Below are 19,164 nucleotides of genomic sequence, written 5' to 3'. Positions count from 1 at the left end.
CGGGCCCGATCGCGACTCAGGGGTCAGGTCTTGCCTGAATCCCGGGCGATCTGCTCCTGCACCCAGCGTTGCAGCAGCTCTGACGGATTCGGGCTGTGCTGCAGCTCGTACAGCGGGCCTATGCTCACGAGCTTGCCTTCGGGGTTCAGCAGGGCGAAGGCCGGAAAACTGCTGACACCCAGGGATTGCAGGAAGGGCCTGGCCTGGGCATAGACCGGCCAGCGCAGGCCGTGGTCCTGCACGAAGCGCCGGCTGGTGGTCTCATCGTCGAAGGTGACGGCCGCCAGCCTCAGCTCCGGCATGTGGGCCTGCAGGCTGTTGAGGGCGGGAATTTCCGCCACGCAGGGTGCGCAGGTCGCGAAATAGAAGCTCATCAGCGTGTAGCGTCCCCTGAGCATCTCAGGAGTCAGTGCGGCCTGGTCCAGCGAGCGCAGCGAGAAGGCGGGCATTGACTCGCCGGGGGCCACTTTGAAGCGCCCGATCTCCGGTCTCTTGCCGGCTGCCTGGAGCTGCAGCGTCGCCTCCTGCGCGGTCTTGCGGACGGCAAGGCTCAGCTTGCCTTCGGCGCGGGACAGGCGCTCGTAGAAAACCTCGCGTGTCAGGCTTCGCCCGTCCTCGTCCTGGTACTTGAGCGGCATCTGCGGCGTCACGCCCACTGCAGCCAGGAAGGCCGGTTCATCGGCCGCCGACTGAAGGCGGACTGACGCTGCAGCCTGCGCCAGGTTCATGGCGGCACTGCAGGCCAGGATCGCAGCCAGCAGGGTCGGGCGAAGGCGATGGGTGCTCATGACGCTGATCATGGACGCTAGTGTGCCGCGCAGGGGCTGCACCCTGCCTTAGGAGCGCCTTAAGGCGTGCGGGCGGCACGACGGGTCCCGTCTTGTCGCCTCGGCGTCATTCTGCAGGGGAAGGCCCCAGGGCCCGGACGATGGCCGCTGAGTTAGTGTCCATGCATGAGCAGCACCCCGCCCCGCACCGTCTTCGAGGCCGAATTCACGACCGCCCTGTGCCAGATCTTCGAGGAGCACATCAGCTTCAACAAGGTGCTTGGCCTGCAGGTGACCGCCCTGGAGGCCCTGGCAGCGGAGGCTGCGGTGGCCATGCGCCCCGAGCTGATCGGCCATTTCGCCCATCACCGCATGCATGGCGGCGTCATCTCGGCCACGCTGGACGCCCTGGGCGGCCTGGCCGTGATGGCCGCCATCGGCGACCGGCATCGTGAGGAAGCGCCCGCCGCCCGCCTGCAGCGCTTCAACAAGCTGGGCACCATAGACCTGCGGGTGGACTATCTGCGCCCTGCCATCGGCGAGCATTTCCGGGCCCGCGCCGAGGTGCTGCGCCTGGGCAGCCGCGTGGCCAGCACACGCATGGAGTTCATGGACGCCCAGGGCCGCCTGCTGAGTACGGGTTCGGCAGCCTACATGGTCTCCTGAGCAAGGCCTTCGGGCCCTCGCTCACGAGCGGCGGTCGTGCGTCTGGGCGACGTAGTAGGCCCTTTTTTGCTCGTACATCATCGCGTCGGCGCGGTGAACCGCGGCCTCGATGCGCTCTGTGCCGCGCCACACGGCACGCCCCATGGACATCTCCAGCCGCGCCCCCGCATGGAACTGGTTGTTGAGCTCCAGCAACTCCTCGACCTGCGCCTGCAGGGCCTCCACCGCCGCCTCGTCTGCGCCTGGCAGCAGCAGCACGAACTCGTCCCCGCCGATGCGCGAGGCCGTCATCGGCGGCTCCACGGCCTTGGCCAGCACCTCGCCGGCGCGGCGCAGCACGGCATCTCCGGCCGCATGCCCGGTGTCGTCATTCAGGCGCTTCAGCCCGTTGACATCCAGCAGCAGAATGCCCACGGGCGCCAGGCCGCGGCGCTCCAGGCGATTGATCTCGTCGCTGAAGAAGCTGCGGTTGCGCAGCTTGGTGAGGGCGTCATGCTTGCCCAGGAACTCGAGGTAGGCCTCGGCCTTCTTGCGGGCACTGATGTCGGTCAGCGAGACCTGTACCAGGGACCAGTCATGCTCATGCCCTGGCAACACGCTGAACTGCAGGTGCACGTGGATCAGTTCGCCGTCCAGGGTGTAGTTGACTGTCTCGCGCTGCTGAAAGATCTGGCCGTTCCACAGCTCGATCAGTTGCTCGGTGAAGGGCCGGCGCATTTCGTCCCGGAACACATCGCTGAGGCGCGCCACCAGGGTGGCCTGGTCGGGTGAGCGGAACATGCGCAGAGTCTGGCGGTTGACGCGCAGCACGCGGATCTGGGCCATGCAGCGGTCGACGAAATCCGGGTGCACGTCGGTGAAGGTGCGGAAGTCAGTGATGCCCTGCTCGCGGGCTTCGTCCAGCAGGCGCTTGACGCCGCTGAAGTCCTCCACCCACAGCGAGACGGGCGAATGCTCGAAGAGGCCATTGGCGTAGCGCTCACTGGCCTGCAACTCCCGCTGGGCCTGGGTGCGGGTCGTCACGTCCTCCAGGGACAGCAGCACCCGAGACCAATCTTCCTCATGCCCAGGCAGCACTCGCACGGCCAGTCGCACGTCCAGGCGGCGGCCGTCGAGCGTGTAGTTGACCGTCTGGCTCTCGTAGCTCAGCTCGCCGCGCCACAGTCGCTCCAGGTCCTGCACATGGTGCTCCAGCATGTCGTCGCGGAACACGGCGCCCAGATTGGCCAGCAGATGGCCCTGATCCCGGGCGCCGAAGAGGCTCAGGGTCTTGCGATTGACGCACAGCACGCGGATGCCCTCGGTGCAGATCCGCAGGTCCTGCGGATGGCGCAGCAGGTGCGATCTGAGCTCGCTCACACCCTCCGACCGCAGGCGGCGGAACAGCTGGGCCAGGGCGCTGAAGTCCTCCAGCCACAAAGACACCGGCGCGAGCTCGAAGAGCGCAAACCACTCGTGGGCATCAGCGTGCCGGTCCAGGGCGGCACTGGCATCGGTAGACTTGTCGGCATTCATGGCGGGTCCGGCATCAGGGTTCTCATCCCAGTCTAGCGGTGATTTCCGGCAGGGAGACGACAAGGATTTGGCATAGAGTCCAGCCATATGCAGTACCCGCAGTCCCCGCAGGCCGGCCTCGCGCAAACGCAATCGCCGACGCCGGCCCCTACCGCCTCCGATCCACCGGCTGACGGCGACCGGCTGCTCGCCCGAGCCATCCAGTCCTGGCAGACCGGGGACCTCCTGGGCAGTTGCCGGCAGGCACTGGCCGCCGCCGCGGCCTTGAGCAGCGGTCCGGCCTCCACCGCGCTGCCTCATGCCCTGCGCCAGGCCGCCCTGGCCCTGTGCGAGTTCGGCCTCGCCGCAGAGGCCATGCCGCTGGCCAAGGCCTCCGTGCGCTACCTGGAGCGGGAGCAGTTCCATGAGCCGCTGTCCGCCTGCCTGAGCTGCCTGGGCCATGTGCATGCCCGCATGGGCAACCTGGACCAGGCCGAGTTGCTGCACATGCGTGCGCTGTCCCTGGCCCGTGAGTCCATCGACAGCGCGGATCGCATGAGGGCCTATACGAATCTGCTGGTCTCCATGACAGCCGCCCATGAACAGGCTCTGGAACGCGGCGATGACGAAGGCCGGGTGATGGCCCGGCTCGCCCTGCGCCGTGCCGAGCGCCACCTGGGCGGAGCCCGCTCTTTGGCCCAGGATGGGCGCCTGCATGCGGTCTTCCAGGGCGTGCTCAAGCTGGCGGTGGCACATCTGCTGGTGCTGCTGCATCGGCTTGATGAGGCCGACACCCTGCTGAACCAGCTGCTGGCCCAATGGTCGGTCGACGAGAAGACCCGCTACTGGCGCTGGTCGGCCCAGGAATCCATGGCCGAACTCCTGAATCGGCGCGGACGCCACGCCCAAGCCTGGCAACTGCTGGCCGGGCTGCTGTCAGAACCCGATTTGCAAAGCAATGTGCAGCTGCATGGCTCGGTGCTGCGCCAGGCGCTGCGCAGCCTGCGTGCCCTGGACAGCCCTCAGGCACAGGCCAGCATCAGCGTCCTCGAAGTCGAGCGCGGGCAGTGGGAACAGCGCTGCGCCCAGGCCTCCACCCAGGCGCGCGAGGCATTGGCCCAGGAGCTGCGCCAGCTCGAGCCCTGGCTGCATGCCGTGCTCAGGGGTGAGGACTGATGCGATAGGCACAGCGCCGTCCACCAGCAAGCTGGTGTTCGGTCCTGCGCACCTCTGCCCACGGTGCCAGGCAGCGCTGGAACAGGGCCAGTTCGGAACGACAGAAGCCCTGGCAGGCCTGCGCCGCGGCGCAGATGGGGCAGTGATCCTCGATCAGCAGCCAGTCGTGTCCCGTCCGCTCGATCCGCGCCATATAGCCCTCGCGCTCCCGCTCAGCGGCCAGGACCTGCAGGGCACTGCGCAGGCTGCGCTTGCCAGCCAGGGCGGCCAGGTAGCGGCGCTCGCTGTCCTGCTCGCGCGCATCGATCAGCCTCTCCAGTGCCGGCTCCCCCAGCAGACTTCGGACCTGCTGGATCAGCTGCACCGTGAGCTCGCCATGGCGGTCCGGAAACTGGGCATGGCCCGCCGCACTGAGCCGCCAGACCCGGCGCGGCCGGCCCACGACGCCGGCCTCGTCCCGCCACTGGAGCAAGCCTTCCTCAGCCAGCTGCTGCAGCTGCTTGTGCGCCCCCATGCCGCTCAGGTCCAGGCCGTCGGCCAGTTGCGCCGCCGTCTGCGGCCCCCCGCTCTTGAGCTGATGCAGCAGGCGCTGCCGGGCTTCGGTCTTCATGTTTGGTCTCTCAACTGGCTTTTCTTCTGCACTTCGAACCGTGCCAGGGCCACCAACTGCCAGGCCGCCAGCACGCAGGTCAGGCCGCCCAGCGCCATGATCCAGCGCGAGGACAGCAGGGCAAGACCTGAGCCCAGCAGGGCCACCACGACATTGGCCAGACAGAAGATGGTGGACAGCAAGCCCATCACCCGGCCCTGGCCGTGGCTGGCGAAGCGCTCTGACATCCAGGCCGGCATGACGGCGTTGTAGAGCGCCAGCGGCAGGCCCAGAAAAGCAATCATGAGCAGACCTGGCGTAGCCGGCAGCAGCGCCAGCAGGCACAGCCCCAGTGCCGCAAGCAGGGCCAGCCAGGCTGCATCACGCAGCGGCTGATGGCGCCGTCCGCTACCGAAGCGGCCGGCCAGCACGCTGGCCAGGGTCATGGTGGCGCACTGTGCGGCGGTGACGTAGGCGATGCCGCGGCTGTCCAGCCCGGCCTGCTCCAGCATCCACAACGGTGCGAACTCATACAGGGCCGTCACGCCCAAGGTATAGAGGAACTGCAGCCAGGCCAGGCGCCTCAGCACCGGATCCTCGCGCAGCAGTCCCAGCGCCTGCTGTTCGCGCATGGCCTGCAGCACATTCAAGGGACCAGATGTCCGGCGGCCTGCGGGCACGCCTGCGCTCAGGACCACCAGGCAAGGCAGCATGGCCATGCCTGCAAGCACGAAGGGCACTGGCGCACCCAGCCCCAGGGTCAGGCCGCCAAGCAGCGGCCCCAGCAGCCAACCGGCATAAAGACAGGCGTTGAGCCAGGCCAGGCCGCGGGTGCGGTCAATCTGGCCGTGCAGGTCGGCCACCAAGGCCCGGGCGACCGCCACATTGCCCTCTGTGATGCCGGTCAGGAAGCGTGCCAGCACAAAGACCACATACCAGCGCTGCTGCAGTGCGTAGGCCGTCAGCAGATAGCCCAGCAGCGTGGCCGTCAGCGTGACGCTGAGGGTCGCGCGGCGGCCATATCGGTCGGACAGCGGACCGATGAAGAGGCTGCCCAGCAGGATGCCCAGTGGATTGACCGCCAGAGCCAGGCCCATCAGCAGCTTGGGATCCAGGCCCAGGAATCGGGTGAAGGCATCAGGCGGCCCGTCGACAAAGATGGGGGCCAGGATGGGATAGGGCATGGACACGCCCACCGTGCTCATCAGCGCCAATGCACAGACGGCGCCCAGCACCCAGTAGGGATGGCGGATGCGCAGGGCCTCCGGCTCGGGCAGCGAAGGATTTGGGGTGGCACTCACGACTGGAGGGGCGCCGGCAGGGGCTGTGGCATCGTCATGCCGGCATCATGCAGACGCGCCTCCAATTTATCAACGAATTGTTTATTAACCATGAGCATGTCGCTGACATCACGGGCTGCCGAAGGCACAATTCCGCCATGGCATTCCGCGCACTCGAACTCCCTCCTGACATCAGCGGCCGGCTGTGGCTGCAGTCCATGCCCGGCCGGCTGGAGCCCTGGGGAGCCTTTCTGGACGAAGCCCGCTTGCGCCAGCTCAGCCTGGTCAGCTGCCTGAACCCCATGGATGAGGTGGCGCAGCTTTCACCGCTCTATCACAAAGCCGTCAGCGAGGGCCGCCTGCCTTTTCGCTGGCAGCACCTGCCCATGCGCGATTTCGGCCTGGGCGCCAACCCCGAGGCCTTTCGCCAGGGCGTGGAGCTGCTGGTCCACAGCCTTCGCGTGGGCGATCGCGTGCTGCTGCACTGCGCTGCCGGCATCGGCCGCACCGGCACCGTGGCCGCCTGCGTGCTCAAGGGCCTGGGGATGGACGTCGACGACGCCCTGCAGCGCGTGCGGCAGGCCGGATCCAATCCTCAGTCCGCCGTGCAGAGCGGCTGGGTGGAGCAGTTCTGAGCGCCGGGACTGCCCTGCCGCCGGCGCCGGCCCCCGAGGCCCTGCAGCTGGGCTGGGTGCATGTCGGCCCGGGCTGCGTGGTCGTCGACAAGCCCAGCGGCCTGCTGTCCGTGCCCGGCCGTGGCGAGGACAAGCAGGACTGCGCAGCCAGCCGCGTGCAAGCTCGCTTCCCGGAGGCGCTGGTCGTGCACCGCCTTGACATGGCCACCTCCGGCCTCCTGGTGTTCGCCCGCAGCCTCGAGATGCAGCGCCTGCTCAGCGATGCCTTCGCCACGCGCCAGGTCGAGAAGCGCTATGTGGCCGTGCTGGGCGGCCTGGTCGAGCCGGACGAGCAGGCCATAGCCCTGCCTCTGGTCACCGACTGGCCCAATCGCCCGCGGCAGATGGTCTGCCACCAACGCGGCAAGCCCTCGCAGACCAGGCTGCGGGTGCTGGCGCGCGACGCCGTGCGGCAGCAGACCCGCGTCGAGCTGTGCCCGCTGACAGGGCGATCCCACCAGCTGCGAGTGCACTGCCTGGCCATCGGCCATCCCATCGTGGGTGACGCGCTCTATGCACCGCCAGCCCTGCAGCTGGCCGCCCCGCGCCTGCTCCTGCATGCCTGCGAGCTGGGCCTGCCCGCCCTGGGGCCCGAGCCGGCCCTTCAGCTCCAGAGCCCTCCCCCGTTCTGAGCGGCCCCATCCACGGCGATCCGGCGCGAGAATGCACTCATGAACAGCCCCAAGCGTCACCTCTACATCGTCACCGGCAGCTCGCGCGGCCTGGGTCTGGCCCTGGCGCGCGAACTGCTCGCCAGCCCTGAGCATCAGGTGCTGGGCATTGCCCGGCGGGACAATGAATCGCTCTATGGCCTGGCCGCCTCCACCGGCAGCTCGCTGCAACAATGGCGTCAGGATCTCGCCCAGCCCTTGCCCGTGGCCCAGGCCCTGAAGCAGTGGCTGCAAGCTCAGTCCCTGGACAGCTTTGACACCCTCACCCTGATCAATAATGCCGGCGTGGTAACCCATCCCGGCGCCGTGCAGGACACCCCGCTGGCCGAGCTGTCCAACGCCTTGCGCGTGGGTGCCGAGGCGGCCCTGCTGCTCAGCGCGGCCTTCCTGGACGCCTGCCGCCAGGCGCCGGGCCAGCTCCGGGTGCTGAACATCTCGTCCGGACTCGGGCGGCGCGCCATGGCCGGCACGGCGGCCTATTGCGCGGCCAAGGCGGCCATGGACCACCTCTCCCGGGCCATGGCCCTGGACGAGGCACACCGGGCCAGCCAGGGTCTGGCATCGGCCCGCATCGTATCGCTGGCACCGGGCGTCATCGATACCGACATGCAGCAGCAGCTGCGCAGCGCCGCCCCGGCAGCTTTTCCCGAGCAGCCGCGCTTCCACGCCCTGAAGACCGACGCCCAGCTCAGCAGCCCGGCCCAGACGGCCTCCGCGGTGCTGCGCTACCTGGCGCGGGCGGATTTCGGGGAGCAGGTCATCGCGGACGTGCGCGAGGCCTGAGAAGCCCTGGGCCGGCACGATGGCAGGCCTGCGACAGGCACGCTGCGAAGGACGCAGTCATGCCCTCGCGATCAAGAGGGATCAGGGGGGGCAGAGGGTCATGGGGACGATCAGCCCAGCAGATTGGCCAGCGTGAGCAGGGCCAGCAGGAACATCCACAGCACCACGGAGCGCCAGACCAGGCCCACCACGCTCTGCAGATGGCCCAGGGCGGGTGCCATGCCAGGCGTGGAGCCTTCGGCGCGGGTGGCGTCCATGTCACCGCCGGCCTCGAAGGTCTTGCTGCGGTCTGGCGTGACACCCGGCGCGGCCGAGCCGCCCAGTTGCACGCCCAGGGCGCCAGCGGCCGAGGCCAGGATGATGCCCTCGTTGGGGTGCATCCACAGCCCAGCGTCGCGGCGCCAGCCGTTCACTGCCTCCTCGAAATTGCCGACGATGGCAAAGCCGGTGGCGGTCAGCCGGGCGGGCACATAGTCCACCCAGCCGAAGAACTGGCGGGAGATCTGCATCAGGCGCTCGTTGGTCGGGGCGTCGATGGTGCGGCTCTTGAAGGCCCAGTAGCGACTGGCGAATTCAGCCATGCGGTAAAGAATGGCCCCCGCCGGCCCCAGGCCCACCGTGGACAGCACGATGAACCAGAAGAACACGCCGAAGACATGCCGGTGCGCCGCCAGCAGCGAATGCTCGATCACGTGGCGCAGCAGCTCGGTGCGTGGCAGCTCGGTGGCATCCAGGTGGCGCCATTCGGCCAGCAGGCGGCGGGCCTCCATCTCGTCGGCGCGCTCCAGGGCGTCTCGAATGTCGGTGAAGTAATGACTGAATTGACGGAAGCCCAGGGTGAGGTAGAGGACCAGCACGTCCAGCCCCAGGGCACCCAGCACCGTGAAATGCCGCACCAGGGCATAGAGGCCGGCCGCCAGCAGGGCTGGTCCCAGCACCGTGATGCCCCAGACGACGAGGGCGTGGCGCTCCTTGCCGGCGTCGAAATTGCGGCCGGTCCAGCGCACCCAGCTGATCACGCCCTGATGCACCGCATTGCCATGCGGCAGCGGCTTGAGCTGCTCGCAGATCAGGGCCAACAGGACGGCGAAGAAGTTCATGGGCCCGCATGATAGCGGCCCCGCGCCCCTCAGGCCGAGAGGAAGCGATAGAAGTTGCGCAGCATGGCGGCCGTGGCGCCCCAGATGAAGTACTCGCGCGACACCCCGGCAAGATCTGACCCCGTCCAGGGCATGGACAGGAACTGCCGCTCGCCCTCCTGCCAGCGGAAGACATGGCGCTGGTGGTGGGCCGGATTCATCAGAAAGGACAACGGGACCTCGAAGGCCTCGGCCACCTCGAACTCGTCCAGCGCCAGGTCGAAGTCGGGCTGCACCAGGGCAACGACAGGGTGCACCATGAAGGCCGTCACCGTGCGGTAGATCGGCAACTGCCCCAGCACCTCCACATGGCGGGGATGCAGGCCGATCTCCTCCTGGGCCTCGCGCAGGGCAGTGGCGACGGCGTCTGCGTCCTCAGGTTCGGTGCGACCGCCGGGGAAGCTGACCTGCCCTGCGTGATCCCGCAGATGGGCCGTGCGCTGCGTCAGCAGCACCTGCAGGCCCTCGGGCCTTTGCACCAGCGGCACCAGCACCGCGGCCGAGGCGGGTTCTCGCTGGCTCAGCACCCCGCCGTCCCCCGGCAGCTCGGGCGACCAGGCCGGCGGCGTACGAAAGCGGGCACGCAGGGCCTCGGCAGACAAGGTATCGGCTGGCACGGCGGGCAGGCCCTCATCGCGAGCAGCCACGGGCACGGCACGGGGATCGAGGATGGGCGGGCGAGTCATGCGAGCAGCATAGCGCCACCCCCCTCCCCCCGGCTCGCGCTGGGGCATGCCATAGCCGAGACCGCTCGTGCACTCACCAGCACCAGCACCAGCACCAGCACCAGCACCAGCACCAGCACCAGCACCAGCACCAGCACCAGCACTAGCACTAGCACTAGCACTAGCACTAGCACTAGCACTAGCACTAGCACTAGCACTAGCACTAGCGCATGGATGCTCGCCTACCACGCATTGACGCCCATGCCTGCGTTATGCGGGCGTTTACGTAGGTGACTCCCCTGCGATGGCCTTGCTGGACAGCGTGTGCCGGCTCTTGCCTTGATGTAGGGCGCTTGCAGGAGCCGACGCAGGCTTATCGCGGATGCCATGCGCCCGGTTGACCAAGGGGCTGAGGGGGGTGCTCGGTGTTGCTGCGTGGCGGTGGTGGCGTCCTGGCTGGGCGCCTTGCGTGGCGCCGAGGAGCGCAGGGGGCTGGAGCGGCGCGCGTGAGCGCGCTTTGTTGTCTGACTGGGCGCGTTTGTTTGAGCGCAACGAGCGCAGCGAGTGGAGCGAGTTACGCGCCCGCTCCAGGCCACGAGCACCGCAGGGGAGCCGGCCCGCGAGGGCCGGCCGCCGCGCACTGCGCCCGGCCGGGACGCTGCCACCGCCGCGCTGCTCCGGCCCAGCCCAGCCCAGCCCACAAACAGCATGCGCCCCAAAAAGCAAAGCCCCGTGCATGCCTGCAACGGGGCTTCCTGGTCTTCACCCAGGCCGACGCAAGCCGGCCACAGGGGAAGGATCAACGCTCGGCGATGGGCTTCACGTTGCGGGGCGTCGCGCCCACGAAGAGCTGGCGCGGACGGCCGATCTTGTACTCGGGGTCAGCGATCATCTCGTTCAGCTGGGCGATCCAGCCCACGGTGCGAGCCAGCGCGAAGATGGCGGTGAACAGCGGCACGGGGATGCCGATGGCACGCTGCACGATGCCGGAGTAGAAGTCCACGTTCGGGTAGAGCTTGCGGGCGACGAAGTATTCGTCTTCCAGCGCAATCTTCTCCAGCTCCATGGCCAGCTTGAACAGCGGGTCGTTGTGCAGGCCCAGCTCGCCCAGGACTTCGTGGCAGGTCTCGCGCATCAGCTTGGCGCGCGGGTCGTAGTTCTTGTAGACCCGGTGGCCGAAGCCCATCAGCTTGACGTTGCTGCTCTTGTCCTTGACCTGCTTGATGAACTCGCCGATCTTGGCCACGCCACCCATCTGCTGGATGTCGTTGAGCATGTTCAGGCAGGCCTCGTTGGCGCCACCGTGAGCCGGGCCCCACAGGCAGGCCACGCCCGCGGCGATGGCTGCGAAGGGGTTGGTGCCGGAGGAACCGCACAGGCGCACGGTCGAGGTCGAGGCGTTCTGCTCGTGGTCGGCATGCAACGTGAAGATGCGGTCCATGGCGCGCACCAGCACGTCATTGGGCTTGTACTCCTCGCAGGGCGTGGCGAACATCATGCGCATGAAGTTGCCGGCGTACGAGAGATCGTTCTTCGGGTAGATGTAGGGCTGGCCGATGGTGTACTTGTAGGCCATGGCCACCAGCGTCGGCATCTTGGCGATCAGGCGGATGGCCGCGATCTCGCGATGTTCGGGGTTATTGATGTCGGTGCTGTCGTGATAGAAGGCCGACATCGCGCCCACCAGGCCGGTCATCACGGCCATCGGGTGCGCATCACGACGGAAGCCGCGCAGGAAGAACTGCATCTGCTCGTTGACCATCGTGTGGTGCATCACGCGGTTCTCGAACTCGGCCTTCTGGTCGGCGTTGGGCAGCTCGCCGTTCAGCAGCAGGTAGCAGGTCTCGAGGTAGTCGCAGTTCACGGCCAGCTGCTCGATGGGGTAGCCGCGGTACAGCAGCTCGCCCTTGTCGCCATCGATGTAGGTGATGGTCGAGTTGCAGGAGGCGGTCGACAGGAAGCCCGGGTCGTAGGTGAACTTGCCCGTCTGGCCGTAGAGCTTGCGGATGTCGATCACATCGGGACCCACGGAGCCCTTGTAGATGGGCAGGTCCATGCTGGGGCTGCCGTCGGAGAACGACAGGGTGGCTTTGACGTCAGACGGTGTCATGGGGCGTTCCTTGTGACTTCTTGGAAAAACAGGTCAGGGGCGGTGACAGATCAGAGGGGGGTCCTGAGCATGCCCAGGACCTCCAGGAATTCGGGCGTGGCCTGTTCGCCCTCGGGCTCCTTGCGTACCAGCAGCAGGTCCATCAGATCGTTGTCCGACAGGTCCATCAGCTGGCGCAGGCCTTCGGCCTGACGCTCAGTCAGGCTGGATTCGTAGCGCTTGAAGAACCGCTCAATGAAGAGGTCATTCTCCAGCAGGCCGCGGCGGCAGCGCCACTTCAGTTTGGAGAGTGCTCTCTCGTCAATGAGGGCATCGGTCAAGGTAGTCACGAATGGGGGCCTTTGCAAAGAATCCGAAGGCGGATCGGGTCATCAGACGGCGCGACGCACCATCAGTTCCTTGATCTTGCCGATGGCCTTGGTGGGGTTCAGCCCCTTGGGGCAGACGTCCACGCAGTTCATGATGGTGTGGCAGCGGAACAGGCGGTACGGGTCCTCGAGGTTGTCGAGGCGCTCCGCGGTGGCCTGGTCACGGCTGTCCGCGATGAAGCGGTAGGCCTGCAGCAGACCGGCGGGGCCCACGAACTTGTCGGGGTTCCACCAGAAGCTGGGGCAGCTCGTGGAGCAGCTGGCGCACAGGATGCACTCGTACAGGCCGTCCAGCTCCTCACGCTCCACCGGCGACTGCAGGCGCTCCTTGTCGGGCAGCGGCGTGTCGTTCACCAGGTAGGGCTTGATGGAGTGGTACTGCTTGAAGAACTGCGTCATGTCCACGATCAGGTCGCGCACGACGGGCAGGCCCGGCAGCGGCTTGAGCACCACCACCTGCGGCAGCGAGCGCATGTTCGTCAGGCAGGCCAGGCCGTTCTTGCCATTGATGTTCATGGCATCGGAACCGCAGACGCCCTCGCGGCAGGAGCGGCGGAAGCTCAGCGTGGGGTCCACGGCCTTGAGCTTGATCAGCGCGTCCAGCAGCATGCGCTCATTGCCCTCGAGCTCGATCTCGAGGGTCTGCATGTAGGGCTTGGCGTCCTTGTCCGGGTCGTAGCGGTAGATCTGGAAGGTACGTTTTTGGCTCATGTCTCAGTCCTCAGAAGGTACGCACCTTGGGCGGCACGGATTCCACGGTCAGCGGGGTCAGCTTGACCGGCTTGTAGTCCAGGCGGTTGCCTTCGGAGTACCACAGGGTGTGCTTCATCCAGTTCGCGTCGTCGCGGTTGGGGAAGTCGTCGTGAGCATGGGCGCCACGGGACTCCGGACGGGCGGCGGCCGAGGTCATCGTGGCCTTGGCGGCCTCGATCAGGTTCTCGACTTCCAGGGCCTCGACACGGGCGGTGTTGAAGACCTTGGACTTGTCCTTCAGGCCGATGTGCTTCACGCGCTCGGCGACTTCCAGGATCTTCTTGACGCCTTCGTCCATCACGGCCTGGGTGCGGAACACGCCGGCGTGCTTCTGCATGGTCGAGCGGATGTCATTGGCGACGTCCTGAGCGTATTCGCCATTGGAAGCCGACTCCAGGCGCGCCAGGCGGGCCAGGGTCTGGTCGGCGGCATCCTTGGGCAGGGGCTTGTGCTCGCGGTTCTTGAGGTTGAACTCGACGATGTGCTTGCCGGCCGCGCGGCCGAACACCACCAGGTCCAGCAGCGAGTTGGTGCCCAGGCGGTTGGCGCCATGCACCGACACGCAGGAGCACTCGCCCACCGCGTACAGGCCGTTGATGACCTCGTTCGGGTTGCCGTTCTTGGGCACGACCACCTGACCGTTGATGTTGGTGGGGATGCCACCCATCTGGTAGTGGATGGTCGGCACCACGGGGATCGGTTCCTTGGTGATGTCGACGTTGGCGAAGTTGTGGCCGATCTCGAACACCGAGGGCAGACGCTTCATGATCGTCTCGGCGCCCAGGTGGGTCATGTCCAGCAGCACGTAGTCCTTGTTGGGACCGCAGCCACGGCCTTCCTTGATTTCCTGGTCCATGGAGCGGGACACGAAGTCACGCGGGGCCAGGTCCTTCAGGGTCGGGGCGTAGCGTTCCATGAAGCGCTCGCCATTGGCGTTGCGCAGGATGGCACCCTCGCCACGGCAGCCTTCGGTCAGCAGCACGCCCGCGCCGGCCACGCCGGTGGGGTGGAACTGCCAGAACTCCATGTCTTCCAGCGGGATGCCGGCGCGTGCCGCCATGCCCAGGCCGTCACCGGTGTTGATGAAGGCATTGGTGGAAGCCGCATAGATGCGGCCGGCACCGCCGGTGGCCATCAGCACGGTCTTGGCCTGCAGGATGTGGACTTCGCCGGTTTCCATCTCCAGCGCGGTCACGCCGACGACGTCGCCCTCGGCGTCACGGATGACGTCCAGCGCCATCCATTCCACGAAGAACTGCGTCTTGGCCTTGACGTTCTGCTGGTACAGCGTATGCAGCAGGGCGTGGCCGGTGCGGTCGGCCGCGGCGCAGGCGCGCTGCACGGGCTTCTCGCCGTAGTTGGCCGTGTGGCCGCCGAAGGGGCGCTGGTAGATGGTGCCGTCGGCGTTGCGGTCGAAGGGCATGCCGAAGTGTTCGAGTTCGTACACGACCTTCGGGGCCTCGCGGCACATGAACTCGATGGCGTCCTGGTCACCCAGCCAGTCCGAGCCCTTGACGGTGTCGAAGAAGTGGTAGTGCCAGTTGTCTTCCGACATATTGCCCAGCGAGGCACCGATGCCGCCCTGGGCGGCCACGGTGTGCGAGCGGGTCGGGAAGACCTTGGACAGCACGGCCACGTTCAGGCCGGCCAGGGAGAGTTGCAGCGAGGCGCGCATGCCGGAACCACCGGCACCCACGATCACCACATCGAACTTGCGCTTTGCGAGCGAGCTTCCAACTTGCATTTTTTACAGCCTCCAGAGGACTTGGATCGCCCAACCCGCGCAACCCACCAACCAGACCAGGGTGAACACGTGCAGCGCCAGGCGCAGGCCGACCGGCTTCACGTAGTCCATCCAGATGTCGCGAACACCGACCCAGGCGTGGTACGCCAGGGCGATGATGGTCGCGAAGGTCACGAACTTCATCCACTGCTGGGAGAAGATGCCCGACCACAGCTCATAGCCCAGAGGCTGCTTGGTGAACAGGATCTGGGCCAGCAGCACGATGGTGAACAGGGCCATCAGCACGGCCGTCACGCGCTGGGCCAGCCAGTCGCGCAGGCCATAGTGCGCACCGCTGACGATGCGCTTGGTTCCGTAAGTACTCATTCTTTGCACCTCAATCTAGGTCGGCCGATCAGTACAGGCCAAAGAGCTTGGCACCCAGGGCCAGGGTCAGCAGCACGGACAGGGCCAGGGTCAGCACGGCGCTGGAATGGCCCTGCTCCTTGCTGACGCTGTGGGTCGCGTCCATCCACAGGTGGCGCACACCGGCGATGAAGTGATGCAGATAGCCCCAGATGAGTGCCAGCGCGACCAGCTTGACCAGCACGCCGGGGATGGGACCCAGGCCGGCCACGAAGGCGTTCTTGAACACATCGAAGGAAATCTCGGTGCTCAGGCTGGTGTCCAGCATCCAGATCACGAAGGGCAGCAGCAGGAACATCAGCAGGCCGCTGATGCGATGCAGGATCGAGACGATGCCTGCCGGAGGCAGCCGATAGGACACGATCTCCGTCACGTGGATGTTGCGGAAGACCGGTCGCAGCTTGGTGGTCTGTTTGGTTGTATCTGTCATACCCGACCTTTGGTAATCAATGTGAAACCTGAGGATTTTATTGCAACGCAACAGGGTCAGGCCTTGCCTTTCACTGCAGCGAACCTCTTTCTTTCAGAGGGTCAATTCAGATCGTTGCGATAAAAGTGCGTGGAAGTGTTGTAAAGGCCGCGCCGAAGTTCCACCGGGCGGTCGCCATAGGTGAAGGACAGCCGCTCCACACTCAGCAGCGGCGCGCCAACCTCGACCTGCAGCAGCGCGGCGACCTCGGCATCGGCCGCCACGGCACGGATCTTCTCCTGGGCACGGATCATCTGCACCCCGAACTCGGACTCGAACAAGCCATAGAAAGGACCGCGATGCTGGTTCAGCAGCTCGGTCGTCAAACCCTTGAACAGGCTGCCTGGCAGCCAGATGTCATCCAGCACCACCGGACGGCCCTTGCTGTGCAGCAGGCGGCGCACCTCGACCATGGCGTCGCCCGCACGCATCTGCAGCTGGCGGGCGATCCAGGCCGGCGCACGCTGCCGGCGGCAGTCCAGCAGCTGGCGCCCGAGGCCGGGATCCTGCTCTTCGTCAGGCATCAGGCGCAGGAAGCGGTACTGCTGCTTCTGCTCCGCATGCGTGGCGACAAAAGTGCCCTTGCCCTGGCGGCGAACGAGCAGATTCTCGGCGGCAAGTTCGTCAATAGCCTTACGGACCGTGCCCTGGCTCACCCCGAAGCTGGCCGCAAGGTCCATCTCGCTGGGGATGGCCTCGCCGGCCTTCCAGGCGCCGGCCTGCAAGCGCTGAATGATCAGCCCCTTGATCTGGCGATACAGCGGAGAGAAGGCGGGCGAGGCCTGCCCACCCGCCGATCCGGACGCAGCATCCCCGCGCTGGAGCTCAAGGCCAGGCGTGCTCGGGACTGCAGGTGGATTCGGCATGGGCGGGATTCGAGCACAGGCCACCCCGCGGCGTCGAGAGGAATCCACAAATCCTCTCAAAAATGTCTTCTATAAGACATAAGACAGTCAGTTTTGTGCAAAGGACTGCGCATAATCTCGCCCGAGCGGCTGCAAGTGGGAGCGTCTGCATGGGTCAATAGGGGAAACGCCCGGACTCTGGCCTACACTTGCGGCCTCCGCGCTGCCGCCTGCCCGCCCTTCGGTCTCGCTCGTTACAGGATGACCGCCGTGCACCGCAACCAGTGGCGCCACGAACAGCTTTTTCATCCTTTTCGGAGACCTCCATGAGCAAGAAACCCGTTCGCGTTGCCGTCACCGGCGCCGCAGGCCAGATCGGCTACGCCCTGCTGTTCCGCATCGCCTCCGGCGAAATGCTGGGCAAGGACCAGCCCGTCATCCTGCAACTGCTGGAGATCCCCGACGAGAAGGCCCAGAACGCACTGAAGGGCGTGATCATGGAGCTGGAAGACTGCGCCTTCCCGCTGCTGGCCGGCATCGAGGCCCACAGCGACCCGATGACCGCCTTCAAGGACACCGACTACGCCCTGCTGGTCGGCGCCCGTCCCCGCGGCCCCGGCATGGAGCGCTCGGATCTGCTGGCCGCCAACGCCCAGATCTTCACGGTGCAGGGCAAGGCCCTCAATGCCGTGGCCTCGCGCAACGTCCGCGTGCTGGTCGTGGGCAACCCCGCCAACACCAATGCCTACATCGCGATGAAGTCGGCCCCGGACCTGCCGGCCAAGAACTTCACCGCCATGCTGCGCCTGGATCACAACCGCGCCGCCTCGCAGATCGCCGCCAAGACCGGCAAGGCCGTGGCCGACATCGAAAAGCTGGCCGTGTGGGGCAACCACTCGCCCACGATGTACGCCGACTACCGCTACGCCACCATCGGCGGCCAGTCGGTCAAGGCCATGATCAACGACGAGCAGTGGAACCGTGAAGTGTTCCTGCCGACCGTCGGCAAGCGCGGCGCCGCCATCATTGCCGCTCGCGGCCTGTCCTCGGCCGCCTCGGCTGCCAACGCCGCCATCGACCACATGCGCGACTGGGCCCTGGGCACCAATGGCAAGTGGGTCACCATGGGCATCCCGTCCAAGGGCGAATACGGCATCCCCGCCGAGGTGATGTTCGGCTACCCCGTCACCTGCGAAGGTGGCGAGTACAAGATCGTCGAGGGCCTGGAGATCGATGCCTTCTCGCAAGAGTGCATCAACAAGACCCTGAACGAGCTGCTGGAAGAGCAGAACGGCGTCAAGCACCTGCTGTGATCGCCGCAAGGCCAGCCAGCATCACGAGCTGCCGTTCGTGATACGGTGAAGGGTCGGCACCCGTGCCGGCCCTTTTTCTTTTCCGCCACAGCTTCACGAATCCCGCCCATGAGCACCGCGCCGCACCCCCGCCTGGCCCTTTTCGAAGAGGGCGATGCCGCCACCCTGCTGCCCGTCGTCGACCACTACTGCGGCGTCGAGGCGCGCATGCGCAAGAGCCTGGAGCTTCAGGCCGAGATGGGCCCGGTCTTCGACATCACCCTGGATTGCGAAGACGGCGCGCCAGTGGGCGGCGAGCTTGAACATGTGCTGCTGGTCAATGACGTGCTCAACGACCCGCTGAACCGCCATGGCCGCGTGGGCGCCCGCGTGCATCCGCTCGGGCATGCCGCCTTCGAGGCCGATGTCGAAGGCCTGCTGGCCGGCGGCGGCGACCGCCTGGCCTATCTCATGGTGCCCAAGCCGCAATCCTTCGACGACGTGGATCGCGCCGTAGCCTTCATCGACGCCACCCGGGCTCGCCTGGGCCTGGAGCGCGAACTGCCGGTGCATGTGCTCATCGAGACCCACGGCGCGCTGCGCGACGTGCAGCGGATCGCAGCGCATCCGCGCATTGAATCACTCTCCTTCGGGCTGATGGATTTCGTCTCCGCCCACCGCGGAGCAATCCCGCGCGTGGGCTTGACGGTCGAGGGCCAGTTCAGCCACCCGCTGGTGGTGCGCGCCAAGCTGGAGATCGCCGCGGCGGCCCACGCCCACGGCAAGACGCCCTCGCATTGCGTGGTGACCGAGTTCAAGGATAGCGATGCGCTGGAGATGGCTGCCAGCCGCGCCGCGCGTGAGTTCGGCTACACCCGCATGTGGAGCATCCACCCCAACCAGATCCGCCCCATCATCGAGGCCTTCGCGCCACGCATGGCCGAGATCGACGAGTCCATCGAGATCATCCAGGCCGCCCAGGCCGCCTCCTGGGCACCCATCCAGCACCGCGACACCCTGCACGACCGCGCCAGCTATCGCTACTTCTGGCAGGTGCTCGAACGCGCCCACCGCACCGGACAGGCGCTGCCGGCCGAGATCGAGGCCGCCTATTTCAGCAGCTGAACTCCCCTGGCCGCCATCGAGTCGCCCGGCCCGGCTTTTGCCTTCACGTTTTATTGCAGATGAAGGGATTTCTGGCATAGACAGCCCCCCCTGACCGGGCGCATGCTTGCACCGGTCGTCACCAGGGCACGCCAAAGTACCCACAAATG

21 protein-coding genes are annotated in these 19,164 nt (G+C 66.7%); 7 read left to right on the top strand and 14 right to left on the bottom strand.

All coding sequences use genetic code 11. The features are described from left to right. Positions 1-23 precede the first annotated feature (23 nt). Positions 24-788, bottom strand: coding sequence for a TlpA family protein disulfide reductase (locus ACS5PK_RS07215; protein ID WP_439439551.1), 765 nt, complete (start codon positions 786-788; stop codon positions 24-26). Between the two features lie 165 nt (positions 789-953). Between ACS5PK_RS07215 and ACS5PK_RS07210 the strand changes: the two genes are divergently transcribed. Then, on the top strand, positions 954-1,433 hold the full coding sequence (locus ACS5PK_RS07210) for a thioesterase family protein (protein WP_439439550.1): 480 nt from the start codon (positions 954-956) through the stop codon (positions 1,431-1,433). A gap of 21 nt (positions 1,434-1,454) precedes the next feature. Here the strand turns inward: ACS5PK_RS07210 and ACS5PK_RS07205 are convergent, their stop codons facing one another. Continuing rightward, entirely contained in the window at positions 1,455-2,948 is a 1,494-nt protein-coding gene (locus ACS5PK_RS07205) for a sensor domain-containing diguanylate cyclase (protein ID WP_439439549.1), read from the bottom strand. 87 nt (positions 2,949-3,035) lie between these two features. On the opposite strand from ACS5PK_RS07205, the gene ACS5PK_RS07200 reads away from it, so the two are divergent. Beyond that, entirely contained in the window at positions 3,036-4,103 is a 1,068-nt protein-coding gene (locus ACS5PK_RS07200; RefSeq protein WP_439439548.1) for a hypothetical protein, read from the top strand. On the opposite strand, the gene ACS5PK_RS07195 is transcribed toward ACS5PK_RS07200, so the two are convergent. Further along, complete coding sequence (locus ACS5PK_RS07195) at positions 4,087-4,713, bottom strand: helix-turn-helix transcriptional regulator (protein WP_439439547.1); 627 nt, start codon at positions 4,711-4,713, stop codon at positions 4,087-4,089. The two genes, ACS5PK_RS07200 and ACS5PK_RS07195, sit on opposite strands and share 17 nt — an antisense overlap. Further along, complete coding sequence (locus tag ACS5PK_RS07190; protein WP_439439546.1) at positions 4,710-5,993, bottom strand: MFS transporter; 1,284 nt, start codon at positions 5,991-5,993, stop codon at positions 4,710-4,712. The genes ACS5PK_RS07195 and ACS5PK_RS07190 overlap by 4 nt, the downstream gene beginning before the upstream one ends. Before the next feature lie 137 nt (positions 5,994-6,130). On the opposite strand from ACS5PK_RS07190, the gene ACS5PK_RS07185 reads away from it, so the two are divergent. The 3 genes from ACS5PK_RS07185 to ACS5PK_RS07175 are packed head-to-tail and all read left to right on the top strand — an operon-like array spanning position 6,131 to position 8,100. Beyond that, a complete protein-coding gene (locus ACS5PK_RS07185) occupies positions 6,131-6,607 on the top strand; it encodes a protein-tyrosine phosphatase family protein (protein ID WP_439439545.1) in 477 nt (158 codons plus the stop codon). 56 nt (positions 6,608-6,663) lie between these two features. Next, complete coding sequence (locus ACS5PK_RS07180) at positions 6,664-7,278, top strand: RluA family pseudouridine synthase (RefSeq protein WP_439439544.1); 615 nt, start codon at positions 6,664-6,666, stop codon at positions 7,276-7,278. 39 nt (positions 7,279-7,317) lie between these two features. Beyond that, entirely contained in the window at positions 7,318-8,100 is a 783-nt protein-coding gene (locus tag ACS5PK_RS07175) for an SDR family NAD(P)-dependent oxidoreductase (protein WP_439439543.1), read from the top strand. A 110-nt stretch (positions 8,101-8,210) separates the two neighbouring features. On the opposite strand, the gene ACS5PK_RS07170 is transcribed toward ACS5PK_RS07175, so the two are convergent. The 10 genes from ACS5PK_RS07170 to ACS5PK_RS07125 form a co-directional block, all read right to left on the bottom strand. Beyond that, positions 8,211-9,200, bottom strand: a complete 990-nt coding sequence (locus tag ACS5PK_RS07170; RefSeq protein WP_439439542.1) for a CobD/CbiB family protein — start codon at positions 9,198-9,200, stop codon at positions 8,211-8,213. A gap of 29 nt (positions 9,201-9,229) precedes the next feature. Then, on the bottom strand, positions 9,230-9,925 hold the full coding sequence (locus ACS5PK_RS07165) for a CoA pyrophosphatase (protein WP_439439541.1): 696 nt from the start codon (positions 9,923-9,925) through the stop codon (positions 9,230-9,232). Further along, entirely contained in the window at positions 9,922-10,080 is a 159-nt protein-coding gene (locus ACS5PK_RS07160) for a hypothetical protein (RefSeq protein WP_439439540.1), read from the bottom strand. Before ACS5PK_RS07160 ends, ACS5PK_RS07165 begins: the two co-directional genes overlap by 4 nt. Positions 10,081-10,703: 623 nt before the next feature. Then, positions 10,704-12,014 (bottom strand): citrate synthase, encoded by a 1,311-nt coding sequence (gene gltA, locus ACS5PK_RS07155; protein WP_269632581.1) that lies wholly within the window; start codon positions 12,012-12,014, stop codon positions 10,704-10,706. A gap of 50 nt (positions 12,015-12,064) precedes the next feature. Continuing rightward, positions 12,065-12,334, bottom strand: a complete 270-nt coding sequence (locus ACS5PK_RS07150; protein ID WP_439439599.1) for a succinate dehydrogenase assembly factor 2 — start codon at positions 12,332-12,334, stop codon at positions 12,065-12,067. Positions 12,335-12,385: 51 nt separating this feature from the next. After that, the gene (locus ACS5PK_RS07145; protein ID WP_183102877.1) at positions 12,386-13,093 is read right to left on the bottom strand and encodes a succinate dehydrogenase iron-sulfur subunit; all 708 of its coding nucleotides are present in this window, start codon (positions 13,091-13,093) and stop codon (positions 12,386-12,388) included. A 10-nt stretch (positions 13,094-13,103) separates the two neighbouring features. After that, positions 13,104-14,879, bottom strand: a complete 1,776-nt coding sequence (sdhA, locus tag ACS5PK_RS07140; protein WP_439439539.1) for a succinate dehydrogenase flavoprotein subunit — start codon at positions 14,877-14,879, stop codon at positions 13,104-13,106. A gap of 3 nt (positions 14,880-14,882) precedes the next feature. Next, a complete protein-coding gene (gene sdhD / locus ACS5PK_RS07135; protein WP_439439538.1) occupies positions 14,883-15,245 on the bottom strand; it encodes a succinate dehydrogenase, hydrophobic membrane anchor protein in 363 nt (120 codons plus the stop codon). Positions 15,246-15,273: 28 nt separating this feature from the next. Next, complete coding sequence (gene sdhC / locus ACS5PK_RS07130; RefSeq protein ID WP_439439537.1) at positions 15,274-15,714, bottom strand: succinate dehydrogenase, cytochrome b556 subunit; 441 nt, start codon at positions 15,712-15,714, stop codon at positions 15,274-15,276. A 101-nt stretch (positions 15,715-15,815) separates the two neighbouring features. Further along, a complete protein-coding gene (locus tag ACS5PK_RS07125) occupies positions 15,816-16,619 on the bottom strand; it encodes a GntR family transcriptional regulator (protein WP_439439536.1) in 804 nt (267 codons plus the stop codon). A 305-nt stretch (positions 16,620-16,924) separates the two neighbouring features. On the opposite strand from ACS5PK_RS07125, the gene ACS5PK_RS07120 reads away from it, so the two are divergent. Then, positions 16,925-17,911 carry a malate dehydrogenase gene (locus ACS5PK_RS07120; RefSeq protein WP_439439535.1) on the top strand — a complete coding sequence of 329 codons (987 nt, stop codon included), beginning with the start codon at positions 16,925-16,927 and terminating at the stop codon, positions 17,909-17,911. Positions 17,912-18,019: 108 nt separating this feature from the next. Beyond that, positions 18,020-19,015, top strand: coding sequence for an HpcH/HpaI aldolase/citrate lyase family protein (locus tag ACS5PK_RS07115; protein WP_439439534.1), 996 nt, complete (start codon positions 18,020-18,022; stop codon positions 19,013-19,015). Positions 19,016-19,164: the final 149 nt, after the last annotated feature.

Source organism: Roseateles sp. DB2 (assembly GCF_051857535.1).
GTDB lineage: Bacteria > Pseudomonadota > Gammaproteobacteria > Burkholderiales > Burkholderiaceae_C > Roseateles_B.
Note: the sequence above shows the minus strand (reverse complement) of the source record. Positions and strands in the feature narration are given on the sequence as shown.

Bases quoted from the DNA above. Each gene is read 5' to 3' on its own strand.
- ACS5PK_RS07215 (WP_439439551.1), bottom strand. From the start codon at position 788: ATGAGCACCCATCGCCTTCGCCCGACCCTGCTGGCTGCGATCCTGGCC.
- ACS5PK_RS07210 (WP_439439550.1), top strand. From the start codon at position 954: ATGAGCAGCACCCCGCCCCGCACCGTCTTCGAGGCCGAATTCACGACC.
- ACS5PK_RS07205 (WP_439439549.1), bottom strand. From the start codon at position 2,948: ATGAATGCCGACAAGTCTACCGATGCCAGTGCCGCCCTGGACCGGCAC.
- ACS5PK_RS07200 (WP_439439548.1), top strand. From the start codon at position 3,036: ATGCAGTACCCGCAGTCCCCGCAGGCCGGCCTCGCGCAAACGCAATCG.
- ACS5PK_RS07195 (WP_439439547.1), bottom strand. From the start codon at position 4,713: ATGAAGACCGAAGCCCGGCAGCGCCTGCTGCATCAGCTCAAGAGCGGG.
- ACS5PK_RS07185 (WP_439439545.1), top strand. From the start codon at position 6,131: ATGGCATTCCGCGCACTCGAACTCCCTCCTGACATCAGCGGCCGGCTG.
- ACS5PK_RS07175 (WP_439439543.1), top strand. From the start codon at position 7,318: ATGAACAGCCCCAAGCGTCACCTCTACATCGTCACCGGCAGCTCGCGC.
- ACS5PK_RS07170 (WP_439439542.1), bottom strand. From the start codon at position 9,200: ATGAACTTCTTCGCCGTCCTGTTGGCCCTGATCTGCGAGCAGCTCAAG.
- ACS5PK_RS07165 (WP_439439541.1), bottom strand. From the start codon at position 9,925: ATGACTCGCCCGCCCATCCTCGATCCCCGTGCCGTGCCCGTGGCTGCT.
- gltA (WP_269632581.1), bottom strand. From the start codon at position 12,014: ATGACACCGTCTGACGTCAAAGCCACCCTGTCGTTCTCCGACGGCAGC.
- ACS5PK_RS07145 (WP_183102877.1), bottom strand. From the start codon at position 13,093: ATGAGCCAAAAACGTACCTTCCAGATCTACCGCTACGACCCGGACAAG.
- sdhA (WP_439439539.1), bottom strand. From the start codon at position 14,879: ATGCAAGTTGGAAGCTCGCTCGCAAAGCGCAAGTTCGATGTGGTGATC.
- sdhD (WP_439439538.1), bottom strand. From the start codon at position 15,245: ATGAGTACTTACGGAACCAAGCGCATCGTCAGCGGTGCGCACTATGGC.
- sdhC (WP_439439537.1), bottom strand. From the start codon at position 15,714: ATGACAGATACAACCAAACAGACCACCAAGCTGCGACCGGTCTTCCGC.
- ACS5PK_RS07125 (WP_439439536.1), bottom strand. From the start codon at position 16,619: ATGCCGAATCCACCTGCAGTCCCGAGCACGCCTGGCCTTGAGCTCCAG.
- ACS5PK_RS07120 (WP_439439535.1), top strand. From the start codon at position 16,925: ATGAGCAAGAAACCCGTTCGCGTTGCCGTCACCGGCGCCGCAGGCCAG.
- ACS5PK_RS07115 (WP_439439534.1), top strand. From the start codon at position 18,020: ATGAGCACCGCGCCGCACCCCCGCCTGGCCCTTTTCGAAGAGGGCGAT.